Origin of the sequence: Microvirga soli (assembly GCF_016734765.1) — a bacterium.
GTDB lineage: Bacteria > Pseudomonadota > Alphaproteobacteria > Rhizobiales > Beijerinckiaceae > Microvirga > Microvirga soli.
In genome coordinates this window covers 181,545-199,545 of record NZ_JAERQE010000003.1, presented here as the reverse complement: position 1 = coordinate 199,545, position 18,001 = coordinate 181,545, and the positions used below count along the sequence as shown (strand labels likewise).

Annotated in this window: 17 protein-coding genes, 1 tRNA gene and 1 pseudogene; 7 read left to right on the top strand and 12 right to left on the bottom strand. The window is 61.5% G+C overall.

Going from position 1 to position 18,001, the window contains the following annotated elements; all coding sequences use genetic code 11:
* Positions 1 to 11 precede the first annotated feature (11 nt).
* The 3 genes from JKL45_RS04690 to JKL45_RS04680 form a co-directional block, all read right to left on the bottom strand.
* The gene (locus tag JKL45_RS04690; protein ID WP_201859954.1) at positions 12 to 1,277 is read right to left on the bottom strand and encodes a ribulose-bisphosphate carboxylase large subunit family protein; all 1,266 of its coding nucleotides are present in this window, start codon (positions 1,275 to 1,277) and stop codon (positions 12 to 14) included.
* Between the two features lie 8 nt (positions 1,278 to 1,285).
* On the bottom strand, positions 1,286 to 1,825 hold the full coding sequence (locus JKL45_RS04685) for a VOC family protein (protein WP_201859953.1): 540 nt from the start codon (positions 1,823 to 1,825) through the stop codon (positions 1,286 to 1,288).
* Positions 1,826 to 1,918: 93 nt separating this feature from the next.
* On the bottom strand, positions 1,919 to 2,935 hold the full coding sequence (locus tag JKL45_RS04680; protein ID WP_201859952.1) for a TRAP transporter substrate-binding protein: 1,017 nt from the start codon (positions 2,933 to 2,935) through the stop codon (positions 1,919 to 1,921).
* A 105-nt stretch (positions 2,936 to 3,040) separates the two neighbouring features.
* Between JKL45_RS04680 and JKL45_RS04675 the strand changes: the two genes are divergently transcribed.
* From JKL45_RS04675 to JKL45_RS29825, 3 genes and pseudogenes are all read left to right on the top strand, one after another.
* The gene (locus tag JKL45_RS04675) at positions 3,041 to 4,096 is read left to right on the top strand and encodes a LacI family DNA-binding transcriptional regulator (RefSeq protein WP_201859951.1); all 1,056 of its coding nucleotides are present in this window, start codon (positions 3,041 to 3,043) and stop codon (positions 4,094 to 4,096) included.
* A 66-nt stretch (positions 4,097 to 4,162) separates the two neighbouring features.
* Positions 4,163 to 6,025: a TRAP transporter large permease subunit gene (locus tag JKL45_RS04670; protein ID WP_376771002.1), complete on the top strand. Its 1,863-nt coding sequence runs from the start codon at positions 4,163 to 4,165 to the stop codon at positions 6,023 to 6,025.
* Between the two features lie 28 nt (positions 6,026 to 6,053).
* Positions 6,054 to 6,329: pseudogene (locus tag JKL45_RS29825) on the top strand (hypothetical protein); the annotation flags it as partial.
* A 228-nt stretch (positions 6,330 to 6,557) separates the two neighbouring features.
* Here JKL45_RS29825 and JKL45_RS04665 read toward each other — a convergent pair.
* Positions 6,558 to 6,633, bottom strand: a tRNA-Lys gene (locus JKL45_RS04665).
* Between the two features lie 240 nt (positions 6,634 to 6,873).
* Positions 6,874 to 8,436: a 2-isopropylmalate synthase gene (locus JKL45_RS04660; RefSeq protein WP_201859949.1), complete on the bottom strand. Its 1,563-nt coding sequence runs from the start codon at positions 8,434 to 8,436 to the stop codon at positions 6,874 to 6,876.
* Between the two features lie 423 nt (positions 8,437 to 8,859).
* On the opposite strand from JKL45_RS04660, the gene JKL45_RS04655 reads away from it, so the two are divergent.
* On the top strand, positions 8,860 to 9,165 hold the full coding sequence (locus tag JKL45_RS04655) for a hypothetical protein (RefSeq protein ID WP_201859948.1): 306 nt from the start codon (positions 8,860 to 8,862) through the stop codon (positions 9,163 to 9,165).
* Here JKL45_RS04655 and JKL45_RS04650 read toward each other — a convergent pair.
* From JKL45_RS04650 to pdxY, 3 genes are read right to left on the bottom strand one after another with little or no spacing between them, the layout of a single operon-like run.
* On the bottom strand, positions 9,156 to 9,869 hold the full coding sequence (locus JKL45_RS04650; RefSeq protein WP_201859947.1) for an NUDIX hydrolase: 714 nt from the start codon (positions 9,867 to 9,869) through the stop codon (positions 9,156 to 9,158). The genes JKL45_RS04655 and JKL45_RS04650 overlap by 10 nt on opposite strands.
* A complete protein-coding gene (locus JKL45_RS04645) occupies positions 9,866 to 10,771 on the bottom strand; it encodes a PhzF family protein (protein WP_201859946.1) in 906 nt (301 codons plus the stop codon). The genes JKL45_RS04650 and JKL45_RS04645 overlap by 4 nt, the downstream gene beginning before the upstream one ends.
* A gap of 5 nt (positions 10,772 to 10,776) precedes the next feature.
* On the bottom strand, positions 10,777 to 11,625 hold the full coding sequence (pdxY, locus tag JKL45_RS04640; protein WP_201859945.1) for a pyridoxal kinase PdxY: 849 nt from the start codon (positions 11,623 to 11,625) through the stop codon (positions 10,777 to 10,779).
* 151 nt (positions 11,626 to 11,776) lie between these two features.
* On the opposite strand from pdxY, the gene JKL45_RS04635 reads away from it, so the two are divergent.
* A complete protein-coding gene (locus JKL45_RS04635) occupies positions 11,777 to 12,298 on the top strand; it encodes a DedA family protein (RefSeq protein WP_201859944.1) in 522 nt (173 codons plus the stop codon).
* A 64-nt stretch (positions 12,299 to 12,362) separates the two neighbouring features.
* Entirely contained in the window at positions 12,363 to 12,518 is a 156-nt protein-coding gene (locus JKL45_RS04630; RefSeq protein ID WP_190844160.1) for a hypothetical protein, read from the top strand.
* Positions 12,519 to 12,981: 463 nt separating this feature from the next.
* On the opposite strand, the gene JKL45_RS04625 is transcribed toward JKL45_RS04630, so the two are convergent.
* The gene (locus JKL45_RS04625; RefSeq protein ID WP_201859943.1) at positions 12,982 to 14,733 is read right to left on the bottom strand and encodes a patatin-like phospholipase family protein; all 1,752 of its coding nucleotides are present in this window, start codon (positions 14,731 to 14,733) and stop codon (positions 12,982 to 12,984) included.
* Positions 14,734 to 14,888: 155 nt separating this feature from the next.
* Positions 14,889 to 15,908, bottom strand: coding sequence for a ketol-acid reductoisomerase (ilvC, locus tag JKL45_RS04620; RefSeq protein WP_201859942.1), 1,020 nt, complete (start codon positions 15,906 to 15,908; stop codon positions 14,889 to 14,891).
* A 279-nt stretch (positions 15,909 to 16,187) separates the two neighbouring features.
* On the opposite strand from ilvC, the gene JKL45_RS04615 reads away from it, so the two are divergent.
* Positions 16,188 to 16,736 (top strand): DUF924 family protein, encoded by a 549-nt coding sequence (locus tag JKL45_RS04615; protein ID WP_201859941.1) that lies wholly within the window; start codon positions 16,188 to 16,190, stop codon positions 16,734 to 16,736.
* Between the two features lie 3 nt (positions 16,737 to 16,739).
* Here the strand turns inward: JKL45_RS04615 and ilvN are convergent, their stop codons facing one another.
* Both ilvN and JKL45_RS04605 read right to left on the bottom strand, forming a co-directional pair.
* On the bottom strand, positions 16,740 to 17,285 hold the full coding sequence (gene ilvN / locus JKL45_RS04610; RefSeq protein ID WP_201859940.1) for an acetolactate synthase small subunit: 546 nt from the start codon (positions 17,283 to 17,285) through the stop codon (positions 16,740 to 16,742).
* A gap of 29 nt (positions 17,286 to 17,314) precedes the next feature.
* Entirely contained in the window at positions 17,315 to 17,995 is a 681-nt protein-coding gene (locus JKL45_RS04605; protein ID WP_201859939.1) for a glutathione S-transferase family protein, read from the bottom strand.
* Between the last annotated feature and the right edge of the window lie 6 nt (positions 17,996 to 18,001).

Below are 18,001 nucleotides of genomic sequence, written 5' to 3'. Positions count from 1 at the left end.
CCGCCGTCCTTCTAGTGTTTTGCGAAGAAACGGAACGCATCCGCGAGTGCTCGATGCTTCGTGCGTGCACTATCGACACTTTCGCCAGCCTCCACGGCCCGCCAAGCCTCCCTGATGCTCGCGACGCCTTCCGCAGGGCCGCCTGGGTGAGCCATGATGCCACCACCTGCCATGAAGAGAAGATCGGACGTGTTCACCGCGCGATAAGTCTTCTCCACCGTTCCCGCCCATTGGCCGGAAGAAAATGCCGGCATGGCACGATCGTCCGTATCGCAGAGTGAAGTCAGGCAATCCTTCGCGCTCTCCACCACCTCTTCATCGGCCTGCGCGAACTTTCCGCCCAGGCCATGAACATGCATATGGTCGACGCCGGCGAGGCGCCAGAGCGTCTGATAAGCCTGGAAACCGATGCCAAGCGCTGGGTGGCGAGAGAACGCGCCATAGCCGTTGCGATGGCCGTGGATGACCAGATCGGTGCCGCGCCGCAGCGTCTCGATAGCGGAGAACCCGCACCAGTTCAGGCTGGCCATGACGCAGCTTCCGCCCTCCTTTGCTACCAGATCTGCGTGACGGCGCATGGCATCCGTCTCGTCGGTGATGTTGAAGGCAACCATGACATGCTTGCCGGTCCTGTCCTGATGCCGGCGCACGGCGGCCATCACGGCCGGAATGCGGGTGGACAGGGGTGCGTGGGTGGGATTGGCTGCAATTTCATCATCCTTGATGAAGTCGAGCCCAGCGGAGCACAGGCGCGCGACCAGCGATGCGATCTCCTCAGAGCGAAGCCCAACATTCGGCTTGATGATCGATCCGATGAGAGCGCCATGAGCGACGCCGGTCAGGCGTCGCGTGCCTGTAACGCCATGCCGCGGCATCGCATACTGCTTTCGGTAATCTCCGGGTAGCCTTAAGGATTCAAGCCGCAGGCCAGTCACCTCGCCGAGATCAAAGAGGTTGCCGGCGACAGTGGCGGCAAGTGTCGACAGGTTGACGCCGACATTCGCGATTGGAAAACGTACGACCACCTCGCCGTGGCGCGACGAAGCCGATAGGCCTTTGCGGTCGAGCCACGAACTGCGGACGGAGGGCTGCGTAACCTCACCCAGATCCCGGATCGCAACGACATTCGCGCGGGCCCGATCGCGCAGCTCGTCGGTCTCGCCTTCGACACGGGTGAAGGTTCCGCAGGATTGCTCACCAGCCATCACCTCGGCTACCGTCTCAAGCAGCAGGGGCGTTTCAACCAGGTAAGTGGCCTCGTAATATGCGTCCGACATAACCAAGCTCAAAGTTGGGAGAGATCGGGAAACGGCCGGACCGGATCGCGTCCGTCCCACCCTTCCGAAGCTTCCCTGATTAGCTGAAACATCTTGCCTTTAGGGCCGGCCACCTCCGACAGCTCGATCACGGTGCCCGGATGGTATTCCGTGTCGAAATAGACGAAGCGGCCGCGCTCACCGACCTCGCCGCTCATGACCGGAGCGAAGCCCTGCTTCATCAGCCGTTCCAGATCGGCATCGTAGCTTTCAGTCCAGTAGGCGACGTGCTGCAAGCCTCGATGCCCTGCCTGCTTGAAGTCACGGTACATGGACGGCGCATCGTTGCGGGTCTGGATGAGCTCGATCTGAAGCGGCCCGGAATTGGCGAGCGCCACCGAATTGTGCGGTCGATAGCTCTCGCCCCGGTACGTGTAATTCTCGATCGGCACCTGCTCCTTGTAGAAGAACGGTCCTATGCCGAGAACGCGCGACCAATAATCCATGGCGGCCTCGATGTCGTCGACAACGTAACCTGCCTGCCTGATCTCTCCGAGAAACCGGCTCATACCTTACCTGCAAATCTGATGAGGGCGCGGCCCGCGAACTGCGCCCAAGGAAGAGGAAAATCCGATAGGAGTTACCGGATCGCACGGCATTCGTCAGGCAAGCGTGCCGACGACGCTCTCAAGATGGCCCCAGGCCTCAGGGCCGAACTTCTGCTTCCACTCCTTGTAGAAGCCGGCTTCACGCAGCCTTGCGCGGAAGCTTTCCGTATCGCACTGATTGAACGACAATCCCTTGCTCTGAAGATCGGCCTGCACGGAATCGTTGAGAGACTTGATATCCTGCCGCTGCTTGAGGCCTGCCTCGTTGATGGCGCGCGAGACGATCTCCTGCACGTCGGCCGGCATGCCCGCCCATTGGCGGCCGTTGGCGATGAACCAGTACCCGTCCCAGATGTGGTTCGTCAGCGCACAGGACGACTGCACCTCGTAGAGCTTGGCCACCTGAATGATCGGCAGTGGATTCTCCTGCGCGTCGACCACCTTGGTTTGAAGCGCGGTATAAACTTCGCTGAACTGCAGGCTCGCCGGCGCGGCGCCGAGGCCGGAGAACATCGAGATGCTGATCGGGCTTACCGGAACCCGGATCTTCAGCCCTTTCATCGAGTCCGCGTTCTGGATCGGAGCACCGCTCGTGGTCGTTTGGCGGAAGCCGTTGTCCCACATGGTTTCAAGCGCATGCAGACGGGAATCGGCAATTGCCTTGCGCACGTAGGCCCCAACAGGACCATCCATGGCAGCCCAGACCTGATTATAATCCTTGAACGCGAAGCCTACGGCATTGATCGCCGCAACTGGAACGAGGGTGGCGATCACCAAGGCCGACGGGGTGAAGAATGTCAGAGCGCCATTGCGCACCTGAGAGAGCATGTCTGTATCGCCGCCAAGCTGGTTGGCCGGGAAGATCAGCATCTCGACGCGCCCGTTCGTCTCCTTCGCAATCCGGTCAGCAGCCTCTTTGGCACGGATGTTGAGGGGATGGCTGAGGGGCAAGTTGTTGCCGTAACGCAGCGTGATCTCAGCCGCGTGAGCGTAGCGCGGGATCGAGAAAAGGCTGATGGCGGCCGGTGCGCTTCCGATGCCTTTGAGAAGGGTCCTTCGGCTGATGGTCATGGCGTGATTTCTCCCAGGAAGGTGTTTTGCTCTTTCCGAAAGAAAAAATCCGTCATATGTATGATGTGGTCAAATCATAATTTTGATGTTTTTTGATGTAACTATATGAGCATTCTTGCTGATATCCCCTCTCTGACTCGGCGTGTCACCATCGTGGACATCGCGCGGCTCGCCGATGTCTCCACAGCCACCGTGGACCGAGTTCTGAACGGGCGACAGGGCGTGAAGGCGACGACCGTCAAACGGGTCATGAAGGCCGCAGCGGAGCTCGGCTATGTGGATGACAGTGACGAGAGGATCCGAGATGTGCGCCCGCTGGCACAGATCTCCTTCATTCTCCCTCAGGGCACCAACCGCTACATCACCATGCTCGGTCGCATGATCAGCGAGATGGCGCCACAATTGGAGCGCTTCTCGATCAAGCCCACGGTCGAGTATATCGACAGCTTCAATCCCGACCTGCTCGCGAAGACGCTGCACCGGCACGCCAAACACGCAGACGGTATTGCCTTCATGGCCATCGAGCATCCCATGGTGCGTGAGGCCGTCAGTCGCATCACCGCAGCAGGAAAGCCGGTGGCGACGCTGATCTCCGATGTCGCCAGTCCGACGCGGACAGCTTATTTCGGCCTCGACAACCGGGCTGCAGGGCGTATGGCAGGCTACCTTCTTGCCCGCTTCATTGCCAAGCGTCCCGCTAAGGTGGCCATGATTGCCGGTAGCCTCAGTTACCGCGCTCATGGCGAGCGCGAGATGGGCTTCCTCGATATCCTGCAGGAGCTCTATCCCGATATCGAAGTGGTCGGCCTGCGCGAAGGGCATGACGACGAAGCGCTCAACTACCGGCAGATGCGGGCGCTCCTGTCCCATCACCCTGATCTGGATGGGATCTACAACATTGGCGGTGGCGCATCCGGCATCGGCCGCGCCCTGAAAGATGCAAGACGCGAGCAGAATGTGGTCTTTGTTGGCCATGGGTTGACCAGTGACACCCGCGAGTTCCTACTCGATGGCACCATGGATGCAGTCATCACACAGAGCGCCGAGGACACGATCGCAAAATGCGCGGCCCTATTCCGCGACCTGCGGGAGGGGCACAAGCCCAAGAGCCCACCCGACTCGATGCGGGTCGAAGTGGTCTTCAGGGAAAATCTACCCTGACAGCGAACGTTCATAACAACGAAAAAGCACCAGCAGCAATCAAGATCACCGGAGGAGACAATGACCATGGCAACTGAGAGCATCGGCATCGGTGAGATTGAAGACATGCCGACCGGCTTGCGGAGCGGGTCGGCGCTCCTCAAGCCCATCGAGATGATCGCGTCCGCCATTCTTGTGGCGATCATCGGCTTGCTCTTGATGGGTGTGACCTCGCGCTATGTACTGTCGCTTCCCATTGTCTGGATCGATGAAGCGGCAGCTTTCTGCTTCCTCTGGCTCGCTATGCTAGGCGCTGTCATTGCCATCGACCGCAATGAGCACCTTCGCCTGACCCTGTTCCTCCATATGCTCCCAGAACGGATGCGTGGCTTCTTCGGCGCGCTGGGACCCCTCCTCGTTGCAGTCTTTCTGATCGGCATGCTATGGCCTGCCATCGAGTACGTGATCGAGGAATCCTACATCACGTCGGCCGCGCTCAACATTCCCATGAGCTGGCGCGTGGCCGCTCTCCCGGTGGGGATTGGCCTCATGGCGCTCTTGGCGCTCAGGGAGACCACGCGTGCGGCCAAGGTGTCCGAGATCTGCATGGCGGCAGCTTTGATCTTGGCTGCGGGTGCCTTGCTTTGGTTCGTCTCTCCCTCCCTGCGTTCGCTTGGCAACATCAACATTCTCATCTTCCTCGTCGGCTTCGTTGCCTTCTTCCTTGCCATCGGCGTGCCGATTGCTTTCTGCTTCGGTCTCGGCGCGCTCAGCTTTCTGACCTTTACTGGCTCGGTGCCCACTATGGTGCTGATCGGGCGCATGGATGAGGGGATGTCGAGCCTGATCCTGCTGTCGGTGCCGATCTTCGTGTTTCTCGGCTGCATTCTCGATGCAACGGGCATGGGCCGGGCCATCGTCGAGTTCCTGGCCTCCCTGCTAGGTCACGTGAAGGCAGGAATGTCCTATGTGCTGCTGGGCTCGCTGTTCTTGGTCTCAGGCATCTCCGGCTCGAAGGTGTCCGACATGGCGACCGTTGCGCCGGCCCTGTTCCCGGAGATGAAGCGGCGCGGTCACAAGCCGAAGGAGATGATTGCACTCCTGGCAACTGGCGCCGCCATGGCCGATACCGTTCCGCCCTCCATCGTGTTGATCGTGCTCGGATCCGTGGCGGGCGTCTCTATTGCCGGCCTGTTCACCAGCGGATTCGTCATCGCGATGGTGCTTCTTCTCGTTCTCGCCATTCTCGCGCGCTGGAAAGCGCGTGGCGAGATCATGGATGGCATCCGGCGCGCGCCCCTTCAAGTCATCGGCAAGACGCTCGCGGTCGCTGGCCCGGCGCTCGTGCTGCCGTTCCTGATCCGCAGTGCCGTCGGTGGCGGCGTCGCGACAGCCACGGAAGTCTCCACCATCGCAGTGCTTTATGCCATGATTATCGGCATGGTCATGTATGGCGGCATCCGTCCCGGCAAGATCTACGACATGCTTGTCGAGACGGCGGCGCTCTCGGGCGCCATCCTGATCATCCTGGGCACGGCCTCTGCCATGGCCTGGGCACTGACCCAGACCGGCTTCGCCTTCAAGATGGCTGCGCTGGTCACCGATCTGCCGGGCGGGTGGGTCACCTACATGCTGGTGACGATTGCAGTCTTCATGGTGCTAGGCTGCGTGCTCGAAGGGCTGCCGGCCATTGTCCTGATGGCCCCAATCATGTTCCCGATTGCGAAGACTCTAGGGATCAACGATATCCATTACTCGATGGTTGTGGTGACTGCGATGAACGTCGGCCTCATGGCACCGCCCATCGGCATCGGATTCTACATCGCATGCAAGATCGGCAACGTCTCGCCGGATGAGGCCATGGGTGCCATCTGGCCCTATATTGGAGCGCTCTTCGTCGGCCTTCTCTTCATCGCCATGATCCCAGCGCTGTCGACCGCTTATCTCTAAAGTTCAACACGGATGATGGAGATCGGCTCTGCTCGATGGCGACAATGGACCCGAGGGCCTGACGAGCAGAGCCAATGACAGACTTTATGACTTCCAAGGCCTGGGCTTGGCGCTGACGCCGGGCGGCATTCTGGCCGTGTGGTCATCGGCGCCCAGCAGAGCCTTCACCCAGCGCCTGCGCAAGGTGGGATTTAGCGTGAATGAGGTCAGTGCTCGCGCCAAGAGAATAAGCGGTGGTGCGAGACACATGATTTGGATTGCCACCAAGCCAGGGGGCACAACCCTCTCGCAGGCGCAAATCTAGGGGCAATACCATAGGTGCTTCATCGCCAAGCACCGTTGGTGCTGGACTGCTTGCTCCGATGAATTTGCCGGTCCGGAACATAGGCTAGGGAGATCGTTTTCCAGAGCGCATCCTGCAAGCGCTTTGAACGACACATTCAGAATCAAGGATGCTGCGGCAACTGCCAAGCCATTGAGAAACGGCGCTCCCGTAGGCCGATTGGAACGGCAATGACTTCGTTGAGAAGATTGGTGGGTGATGTAGGGCTCGAACCTACGACCCGCTGATTAAGAGTCAGCTGCTCTACCAACTGAGCTAATCACCCGTCGCCGAAGCGAATTCAGCGGCGCGATGTCCGCTGAAGAGGCCGTGCGTTTAACAAACGGCTTGCCCCCTGTCTAGCCCTATACGCAAGGTTTTCTGACGCGGGACAGATTTTCCTATAGGCCCAGGCGGAGGCGAAACCTTATTCCGCCAATATCATTCGGGCCCTCAAGCTTGGAGACTTCGATCCTTTGGACCTTCTTGAGTAAAAAAGGCCCGCCGAGCGGGCCCTTTCCGTCAATCATTCCGCCGCATGCTGAGCGTGCAGGCGGGCACCCCGGCTCATGAGCTTATTGAGAGCGCCCAGATAGGCCTGGGCCGAGGCGACCAAGGTGTCCGGGTCGGCGGCACGGGAGGTGACGCTGCGGTCGTCGGCCGAAAGACGCACGGAGACCTCGGCCTGGGCATCTGTACCCTCGGTGACGGCGTGAACCTGATAGAGCTCCAGCACCGCCTCGTGGGGCACCAGGGCCTTGATGACGTTGAAGGTGGCGTCCACCGGGCCGTTGCCCTCCTGCTCCTCCACGACGATCCGGTCATCGACCTGGAGCCGCATGGTAGCGCGCTGGGGGCCGCGGGTGCCGGCGACAATATGGAGAGAGACCAGTTTGATGCGGTCGTGCGCCATGGCGATGTTCTGATCGACCAACGCCTCGATATCCTCGTCGTAGACGTGCTTCTTGCGGTCGGCGAGCTCCTTGAAGCGCTCGAACGCATCCTGGAACTGGTTGTCGGACAGGCTGTAGCCCAGTTCCTCCAGCTTGTTGCGGAAGGCCGCCCGGCCCGAATGCTTGCCCATGACCAGAGACGTTTTGGAAACGCCGACGCTCTCGGGCGTCATGATCTCGTAGGTTTGCGCATTCTTGAGCATACCGTCCTGATGGATGCCGCTCTCATGCGCGAAGGCATTCCGGCCCACGATCGCCTTGTTGTACTGCACCGGGAACGAGGTCGCGGCGGACGCCAGCTTCGAGGCGCGGGTCAGCATGGTGGCCTCAATGCCGGTCTCGTAGGGCAGCACGTCGCCACGGGTCTTGATCGCCATGACGATCTCTTCCAGGGCCGCATTGCCGGCACGCTCGCCGATGCCGTTGAGGGTACATTCGATCTGCCGCGCGCCCCCTTCCAGGGCTGCCAGCGAGTTAGCAACCGCGAGGCCGAGATCGTTGTGGCAATGGGCCGAGAAGATTGCCTTGTCGGCGTTCGGCACGCGCTCACGCACGGTGCGGAACATGGCACGGTATTCGTCGGGGGTGGCATAGCCCACGGTGTCGGGCAGGTTGATGGTGGTGGCGCCGGCCTTGATGGCGGCCTCCACGCAGCGGCACAGATAGTCGATCGGGGTGCGGGTGGCGTCCATGGCGGACCACTCGATGTCCTCGATCAGGTTGCGCGCCTGGGTCACCGTGGTGGTGATGATCTCCAGCACCTCCTCCTCCGACTTGCGCATCTGGTGGGCCAGATGAATCGGGGACGTGGACACGAAGGTGTGGATGCGCGGCCGCGCCGCATGACGCACGGCCTCACCGGCACGGGCGATATCCGCCGAGATGGCACGGGCGAGGCCCGCGACGGTGGCCCGCCTCACCTGCTTGGCGATCAGGGCGACGGCCTCGAAGTCGCCGTTCGACGCGATGGGAAAGCCCGCCTCGATGATATCGACGCCCATGGTGTCGAGCAGTTCCGCAACCTCGAGCTTCTCCTCCAGGGTCATGGTGGCGCCGGGGCACTGCTCGCCATCGCGCAGGGTGGTGTCGAAGATCAGAACGCGGTCCTTAGCGGCGCCGAATACGGAAGCGGTCATCAGTCTAGTCCTTCTTGGGAGGAGCCTCAGGGCTCAAGGTTGTTCCTGCTTGTCCAGAACCCCTGAGAGCCCAGGCGGCAACGCCCAGACGACCCTCAGGGGCAGCTAAGGAGAAGGAGACCAAGAAGGCGCGCGCGAGCGGCCGCAGAAGCGGTGCCGTTCATTCTTGCGCTGGGGGAGCCGATGATCATCGCTGCCCAAATCCTCCTCGGTCGCGAGCTTGAAGCCGCGAACAACGGGCTCGTTTGTAACGGCGCTCGCTTCGAATGGCAAGCCGTTGAAACAAATGAAAAGAGAAGGCTCAACTATTGGATGGGTTATGACTCGAAGCTCGACGGGACTGGTCTCCCGGGAAAGTGCCCTAGAACAGACCAAGCTTGGCCTTTATTTCTCGCTCGCGAGATCCATCGAGGAGATCCATCCATGAAGATCGTCACCCCCGCCCTGCTCCTGACCGGCGCCCTCGCGCTTTCCGCCTGCAATCAGACTGCCACTGCACCCGCCAGCACCGGTGTCATGGCCGGCAGCTCCGGCACCGGTTGCAGCGGCGAGATTAGCCGCTACCGCGCCGTTATGAGCAATGACCTGGCCATGGGGCATGTGAACCAATCCGTCTATAACCGTGTAGACCGGGAGATCACGCAGGCCAAAGCGGCGTGCACCGCCGGACGCGATGCCGAGGCTGTTCGGATGGTCAACGCCACGAAGGCGCGCCACGGCTATCTCTGATCGAAAACCCAGCCGAAGAAGGATTGCAGGAAGAGCGGCATCCGCTCGGGGGCGATGTCCCCCGCCCCTCGGATGATGCGCACATCCTGCAGTTCAGGCTCATGCTGCCGGGCGATATTGGCGCGGATCTTCGCCGCGCCCTCTTCCGCCGTCACCGGCAGAGTCACCATGCGAAGAAGAGCGATGGTCGGCCAGCGTTGGACGATGATCCACTCGTCATCCACATGGTAGTCGCCCTCCCGCAAACCCGTCTCCTCCGCAAGCTCCCTGGTGAGGCTGGTGGCGAGGTCCACGGTCCCGTCAGGTCTTAGATCGGAAGGATCCGGCGTGCCGGCCGCAAAATAGACGCGGCCCGCATTCGTCGTTCCGTTGCCCATCACGCCGCAGATGAAAGCGCCGTCCGATCCGCGCAGCGCACCCATGGCGAAACCGTTGGCGATGGCAGGATCGGGGTAACCCTTGTCGATCCACGCGACGAAGTCGGCGTAGTCGACCTCGAAGTAAGTGTTGCGGCACAGGTCCTGCTCGAAGGCAACATCCTGCAGGAGCAGCACGCGCCCGTTGAACATCTGCGGCTTGCCCGCGGTGCGCCGCTTCCAGTTCTCCTCGATGAAAGCCCTGTTGTGCTGCGGCCATGCCCAGTCGTACGGGCGGCAGCATGCCTCGACGCGGGAGACACGCCGGATCTGGATGTCGCGTTTCACACGAAGATCTCGCCGCGGCTCATCATTACCGCGCCGCCGCCGATCTCAGCCGATGTGAGCGCACCATCCTTGATGATCATCTGCAGACGAATCTCGCTCGGGCGCCCCATCTCCACGCCTTGCTCGATGACGATGTTGTGCTCGCCATCGCCTAAGGGCTCGCATTGCATGAGCGCGCCCGCGAACGCGGCTGCAGCGGAGCCGGTGGCTGGATCTTCCACAATTCCCATGCCCAACCCGAACATGCGGGCCCGAAAGCGCAATCCATCCGCCTGATGGATGCGGGCGTAAACATAAGGCGCGGGGTGATCGCTGTCGCCAAACGCCTTGTCGAAGGCCTCACCCTGCGGCTTGGCTTTCGCCAGGGCTTCAAGAGATGCGACGGGCACGAGATCATAAGCGACGCCTGCCGAGTGGCGGCTCGGGATGTGGCGGTCGAAGCCGATTTCCGTGGGGTCGAGACCAAGCGCCCAAGCGCAGGTCGTAGAATCCTTACCCTCGCCCCACACGAAAGGTAGACGCGGCAGGCGGAAGCGGGCAGTGCCGCTCGCTTCATCCATCACTTCGACGGCGCAGGGCACGATCCCGACCTGCTCCTTGAGCCCGAAGGCAACCGCGCCTGGCTCGCCGTTCTGGTCGAGCAGCGCCAGGAGCACGGCGGTTCCCACTGTCGGATGGCCGGCGAAGGGCAGTTCGCGCGCCGGCGTGAAGATGCGAATATCGGCGCGCTGGCGCGGATCCGATGCCGGAAAGACGAAGACCGTCTCGGAGAGGTTGAACTCCTTCGTGACCTGCTGCATCGCGACTGTGTCGAGCCCCTCGGCATCCAGCACTACGGCGAGAGGATTTCCGGCGAAGCGCTCGCCCGTGAAGACATCGAGGGTGACAAAGCGGCGGGACATGCGGATCAAACCTCTTCAACGTCGAAGCGACGGGTGGGCGAGACGAATTCATCCTGCGCCGCAATGGTCAGGATCTCGCGGGAGCCTGCCTCTTCCGTGCGCTTGAGCAAGCCGTAGACAGACGCCGAGGCTTCGGCAAGGGCGGTCAGGGCTGAGCGTGAACGGGCATAATGAACGAAGAAGAGCGCCGCGATGGCATCCCCTGCTCCATTGACGGACAGCGACAGCTTCGGCGTCCGCACACACCAGAAGCGCCCATTTTCGCCGGCGATGAGATCGACGCTGTCGGAAGGCGTCTCCTTGGTCTCGACGGAGGTGACGAGAATGACATTAGGGCCCATCTCGTGCACGATTGCGACTGCCCGCTTCACATCGTCTAGGGTCTGTGCCGTGAGGCCTGACAGATAATCCAGCTCGAATTGATTCGGCGTTATGATGTCGGCCGCAGGCACTGCCTGCTCGCGCATGAATTCCGGGATTCCCGGACGCACGAACACGCCGCGACCCACATCGCCGATCACCGGATCGCAGCAATAGAGGGCCTCCGGATTAAGGGACCGCACCCGTGCCACGGCGGACAGGATGGCGTTGCCGATATCGGCCGAGCCCATGTAGCCGGAGAGAACACCATCGCAGCGGTCGAGAACGCCGCGCTCGGCAATGCCCTCCACCAGATCCTCGATGGCGGGACCATCGAACACGCGGCCTTTCCATGAGCCGTAGCCGGTGTGGTTGGAGAACTGGACCGTATGGATGGGCCACACCTCGACGCCGAGGCGCTGCATCGGGAAGACCGCCGAGGCGTTACCTACGTGACCGTAGGCGACATGGGATTGGATCGAGAGAACGTTCATGGCTCTTGCCCCCTTGGTCCCGAGTTAGCGCAACACGAGCCCAGCTTCAAATCGCGCGATGTGATCCTATTCATCACGAATGCGATTGGATCTGTCTGATCCACTGCAAATGCTTATATCTCCCCAACGACCAAGGAGCCGGATCGGGTTGATGGATATCGAATTTTGGAAGAACAGCGTCCTGGAGTTTGTGCAGACCCACCAGGGCTATGCTCCTTTCGTACTCGGGCTGATGACCTTTGCCGAGTCTCTGGCCTTCGTGTCCCTGCTCCTGCCGACCATGACGATCCTGATCGCCGTGGGTTTCATTCTGGCCGCAGCGGACATCCCTTTCTGGCTGGCCTGGACCGGAGCCGTCTGTGGGGCCTTTTTGGGCAACTGGGTCTCCTATGCCATCGGCCAGCGCTACAAGAAGGCGGCCTACGGAGTCTGGCCCTTGTCACGCAACCCCACGCTGATCGTGCGCGGAGAGGACTTCTTCCAGCGTTTCGGCCCCTGGGCGGTGTTCCTGGGGCGGTTCTTCGGGCCTATCCGGGCCGTTATTGCCCTGATCGCCGGCATCTTCTTGATGCCAGGCGTGCTGTTCCAGGCCGCTAACCTGGCCTCGGCCTCCGTCTGGGCCTTCATCATCCTAGCGCCCGGTGCTGGACTGGCGCAATACTTGATGTGGTAGGGCCACGCACCCGGGAACCTCAGGTCGGAGGGCTCATTAACCTCCATCACCAAAGGAGGCCTTCATGGGCAAAGGCAAGATGAACGGCGACAATTCCGGCGAGAGCAAGAAGCATCCTGACGACCATACCCGCGGCTCCGGCGGCACGATGAAGAACCGCAAAGACCCCGGCAAGCAGGATAATAACAAGGCCCAGAACACGAAGAGCAATCAGCAGTAAGGGCTGACGGCTTTTCGCTTCGCTTATTCTTAGGCCTATCCATTTCCATAGGTCACAGCGGCTTTTCGCGGTGTTATTGACTTAGCTATAACATTTCGAAATGCTGCCGTGACACTATCAACATCAGAACCATACCTTGTACCAGTACCCCTGTCCGCAGAGGGCGTGAACCCGCTTGCGACGGGCCTGCCGGCTCTTTGATGGCCATGCATCTGGGGTTTCGTGGGGCTGGTCTATTCAGCATTCTGGATGGCTGAAACCTGGAGGGCGGCGCAGCCCCTGCTCGGTCCGACGAAGATCAACTACTTCGCGCAGGATCTCTGGTGCCTTATCCTGGCTATTGGAAGCAGCCATGCTGTGTACCAGTTCTGCCGGCCCCGCTCGGAAAGGCTAAGTCTCATCCTCTGCCTCATGGCGGCTGCCGCCGCCATGACATGGCACCGTCTATAGCATCTGAGTAATTTCAAGCCGCCTTGAACCCATCGAGAGCGCCCGCCTCGATTCGGTCTCGGGTGTGCTCGTAGCCGATCTGGACCACTCTCTCAAAATGCTCCCAGCCCCGCAGCGGCACGTCCGCCAGCGGAGGATGGATGACGAGGGCCGCATGAGCGCGGGCCCTGAGCGTCTGGGCATCGCTGGAGATCGTGGCCGCCCGGTAGAGCAGGCTGACGATATCCGGCGCCTGGGCTGGAAGGCCGAGGAGCCGGCGCAGAAACGGCGCCTTCTTCTCCTCCTCGCCCGCAGTGGTGAAGGCAACGTCCCGCGCCACATCGATCCCAAGCACCGGGCCTCTCTGCAGGTCAGACATGATGTCCGCCGGGAGGTTGTTCATCATGGCTCCGTCCACGAGCACGCCCTCTGGCTCAATGACCGGCGGCAGCAAGCCGGGAATGGCAAGGCTCGCTCTCAAGGCACGCCAGAGCGCACCCTGGCGGTGCACATGGGTTGTGCCGGTCGTGAGGTTCGACGAGACGCAGAAGAACGGCAGCCAGAGATCCTCGATGTTCAGGTCACCGAAATGCTCGAACAATCGCGCATCGACCTTTTTTCCCCTCACGAGCGCAATAAGCGGGAGCGTGTAGTCGTTCAGTGGCGGGTTCGTCACGAAGGCATCCCTCATGAGGTCCTTGGCCTCATTCAGACCAATCTGGATGGCAGCTGTTGCCGCCATGACGGATCCGATGCTGGTGCCTCCGACAAGGTCGATGGGAAAACCGTATTCGCGCAGGGCCTGAATGGCCCCAAGATGCGCGAAGCCCCGGGCCCCTCCCCCTGCCAGCACCAGTCCCACGGCACGCCCGCTCGACGTGCGGATCAGGCGCTGGAGATCGTCCGAGTTTTCCGCCCGCACATGAATGCGCTTGTCCACGGGGAGGCGAGCGAGCGACGGATGTGTCGGTGCCGGACGGGAGGCATCCACCTTCTGAAGCAGCACCAAGTCATGGCGCCGCCAAGATGACACGGCGCAGGTCAGCGCCTCCGCCTCAGGGACCAGGGGCTCGCCCGGGCAGGCCAGGAAGATCACGTGGTCGGCGTAGCGGATGCAGCGCCCGGTCCAGGGGCCCGACGGCTCGGAGGCGACATAGATGACCCGCTCCCGGCTGGCCTCGAAGCGGTAGAGCCAGTTCTCATCCTCCTCGGACGGCATGGCATCGAGAAGATCGACCTTCGCTCCATGACTGCGCCGCATCTCCCCGAGGAAGGCTTGGGCAAAGTCGGCCACCGCCAAGCCCTGGGTGACCGGCACGATGGCGAAAGTGGTGGGCTTGAAGGTGATGGGGCTGCTGCGGGTGGTTGCGCGGAGCCTGTCGGCAAGCAGCCTGGACAGATAGACCATCACGGCCGGATGGCGCGCCACGAGGCGCTCGAAGGCTTCCCGGGTCAGCTTGAGCAGCACCGAGTCCCGCACAGCCGTTACGGTGGCTGAACGGGGGGCATTCGAGATCAGGGCCATTTCCCCGATCGTCTCTGGAGGGAAGATGCGGGCGACGCGCCTTTGCTCGCCGTGATTGCCCTGAACGGACACGCCGAGCGCGCCCGAGACGAGCATGTAGAGCGCGTCTGCCGGGTCGCCTTCCTGAAACAGGACCGCCCCACCCGGAAGTACCACCTGCTGGAGTTCCGCCTGGAGCTCGAGGCGCATTACAGGATCGAGGCCCGCCCAAAGGGGCGCCTCAAACTCCGGCAGGTCTTCGGTCAGGATCGATGCGCTCATGGGCTGTCCGACATTTGCGGCTCAAAGCCCCCTAGCCGGAAATCTCCAGGCTCGCAAATTTACATCTGCCGGTGCGCAAGAGTTGCGGGCGAGGCGGTGGCAGAATCTTTTCCTAAGAAAATAAAGGTTTCAAGCCCCGCCCCGCCTCATGGCGCTTAGTTCCGGCTCTTGTCGACCAGAGCCTTTTCCTTGATCCAGGGCATCATGTCGCGCAGGCGGGAGCCGACATCCTCGATCGGATGGGCGGCGTTGCGCGCGCGGGTCGCCTTGAAGGAGGTCTGGTTGACCTTGTTCTCGAGCATCCAGTCGCGGGTGAACTTGCCCGACTGAATGTCCTCCAGAACGCGCTTCATCTCGGCCTTGGTCTCGGCCGTGATGATGCGCGGGCCGGTGACGTATTCGCCGAACTCGGCGGTGTTGGAGATCGAGTAGTTCATGTTGGCAATGCCACCCTCATAAATGAGGTCGACGATGAGCTTCACTTCGTGCAGGCACTCGAAATAGGCCATTTCGGGGGCGTAGCCTGCCTCGGTCAGGGTCTCGAAGCCGGCCTTGATCAGCTCAACGAGGCCGCCGCAGAGCACAACCTGCTCGCCGAACAGATCGGTCTCGCACTCTTCCTTGAAGGAGGTCTCGATGATGCCGGCGCGACCGCCGCCGTTGGCGGAGGCATAGGAGAGCGCGATGTCATGGGCGTTGCCCGTGGCGTCCTGGTGGATCGCGATGAGCGTCGGCACGCCACCACCGCGCTGGTACTCGGAGCGCACCGTGTGGCCGGGGCCCTTGGGGGCGACCATGAGGACATCTAGGTCCTTGCGGGGCTCGATCAGGTTGAAGTGAACGTTGAGGCCGTGAGCAAAGAGGAGCGCGGCTCCTTCCTTCATGTTGTCCTGAAGGTCGTTGCGGTAGATGTCGGCCTGCAGCTCGTCGGGGGTCAGCATCATGACCACGTCGGCCCACTCGGCAGCCTCGGCCACTTCCATGACCTTGATGCCGGCCTTCTCGGCCTTGGCAGCGGAGGGCGAGCCCTTGCGCAGTGCCACCACGATGTCCTTTACGCCGGAATCGCGCAGGTTCAGCGTATGGGCATGACCCTGGCTGCCATAGCCGACGATGGCGACCTTCTTGCCCTTGATCAGGTTGATATCTGCGTCGCGATCGTAATAGACACGCATGGTCCTCAAGTCCCTTATCTCAAAGGGGGCTTTTCCCCCGGCCTTCGTTGACGCTGCACCATCCAGACGGAATGAGCGCAACATTGATTTATCAGGCGCCGCTTTTAGCGAATAAAACTGCGCTGACAAGCTGCTGTTTGTAGCAAAACTGCGATCCATCCCTGCATCCGGTGCAGGGCGAACCGATTCTGCCCAAACGATCCGAGCTCGGAGAGTTCAAACCGCTCTCCAATGCTCTAGATTGTAATTTCATCTCTCGACCGAGAAGGACGAAGCCGCATGCAGCGCCTTGCCACTCCCGACGAAGTTATCTCATTCTGGCGCGAAGCCGGTCCGGAGAAGTGGTTTTCGAAGGACGAAGCCTTCGACCAAGCCTGCCGGGATCGCTTCATGCCCACCTATGAGGCCGCGGCACGTGGTGACCTCAATGAGTGGGAGCTCACCCCGGACGGAGCGCTCGCCGTCATTCTCCTCCTCGACCAGTTCCCCCGGAACATGTTCCGGGGACAGCGCGAAACCTACAAGACCGATCCAGTCGCCCTCATGGCCGCTGACCGCGCCATCGAGCGTGGCTTCGACCACAAGGTGGACCCGCCCTTCCGCCGGTTCTTCTACCTGCCTTTCATGCACTCGGAATCCTTGGCGGATCAGGAGCGCTCGGTAGCGTTGAACGAAGCTCTCGGGGGGGAGGATTCCGTCAAGTACGCCCACCACCACCACGATATCGTCGCCCGCTTCGGCCGCTTCCCTCATCGCAACGCCATCCTGGGACGTGAGACGACGCCTGAGGAGGAAGCGTTCCTGAAGGAAAGCGATTTCAGGGGCTGACCCTCAGCGGATGCCTTCCGCACCGCGCGCCATGGCGGCGACTCCGGTGCGGGAGACTTCGACGAGACCCACGGCCGTCATGAGCTTGATGAAGCGCTCGACCTCGTCCGTCGTGCCAGTCAGCTCGTAGACGAAGGACGTGAGCGTGGCATCGAGCGTACGGGCCCCAAAGGCCGATGCCAGCCGCATGGCCTCCACGCGATGATCACCCTTACCGACGACCTTCACGAGGCAGAGCTCGCGCTCTACCGCCTCACCGGTGAGGGTGAGATCGACCACGCGATGCACCGGTACGAGACGCTCCAGCTGGCTCCTGATCTGCTGGATGATGCTGTCGGTGCCATTGGTCACGATGGTGATGCGCGAGATATGCGCCTCGTGCTCGGTCTCGGTGACGGTCAGGCTCTCGATGTTGTAGCCGCGGCCCGAGAACAGGCCCGCAATGCGGGCGAGAACGCCAGGCTCGTTGTCGACGATGATGGCCAGCGTGTGCCGGTGGGAGGTCTCGACGCGGGTCGCATCGGGATAATGAGTCTTCATCTGGAGCATGGTCTGGTTTCCCGAATGTCTTTCAAGCCTCAAGCCGCCTTGCGGTAGTTCTCGATTGCGTCCTCATCCACCTCGTCGGCCGGGACGATCCACTCCTCCTTGAGTGCCGCCGAGCGCCATTCCTGGAAGGCCGGCAGCGATAGGATCGTGTCCACATAGGCACGTGTCGTGACGTCGAGAGTGATGGAATAGGTATCAAGGCGTGTCGCAAGCGGTGCATACATGGCATCCGCCGCTGAGAAGGCGCCGAAGAGGAACGGGCCGCCTGCACCGAAGCGTTCCCGTGCCTCGCGTACGATCGCGCTGAAGCGGGCAACATCCCGTGCAACGGCCTCACCACGATCTCTGGAGGCATATTTCTTACCAAGATTCATCGGGCATGCGGAGCGCAGAGCTGAGAACCCTGCATGCATCTCAGCCGCAACAGAGCGCGCCATGGCACGAGCACTACGATCCTCAGGCCATACGGCAGCGCCATAGGCCTCGCCCACATGCTCCATGATGGAGATGCTTTCCCACACGGTCACATCGCCGTCGATCAGGATCGGGACCTTGCCGGCCGGCGAGTGCTTGAGCACCTTTTGCTTGGTATCCGGCAGATCGAGCGGAATGACGATCTCGTCGAAGGCGACACCGAGCTGCTTCATCAGCAGCCAGGGCCGTAAGGACCAGGACGAGTAGCACTTGTTGGCAATGACGAGAGTTGGCATGGCTCA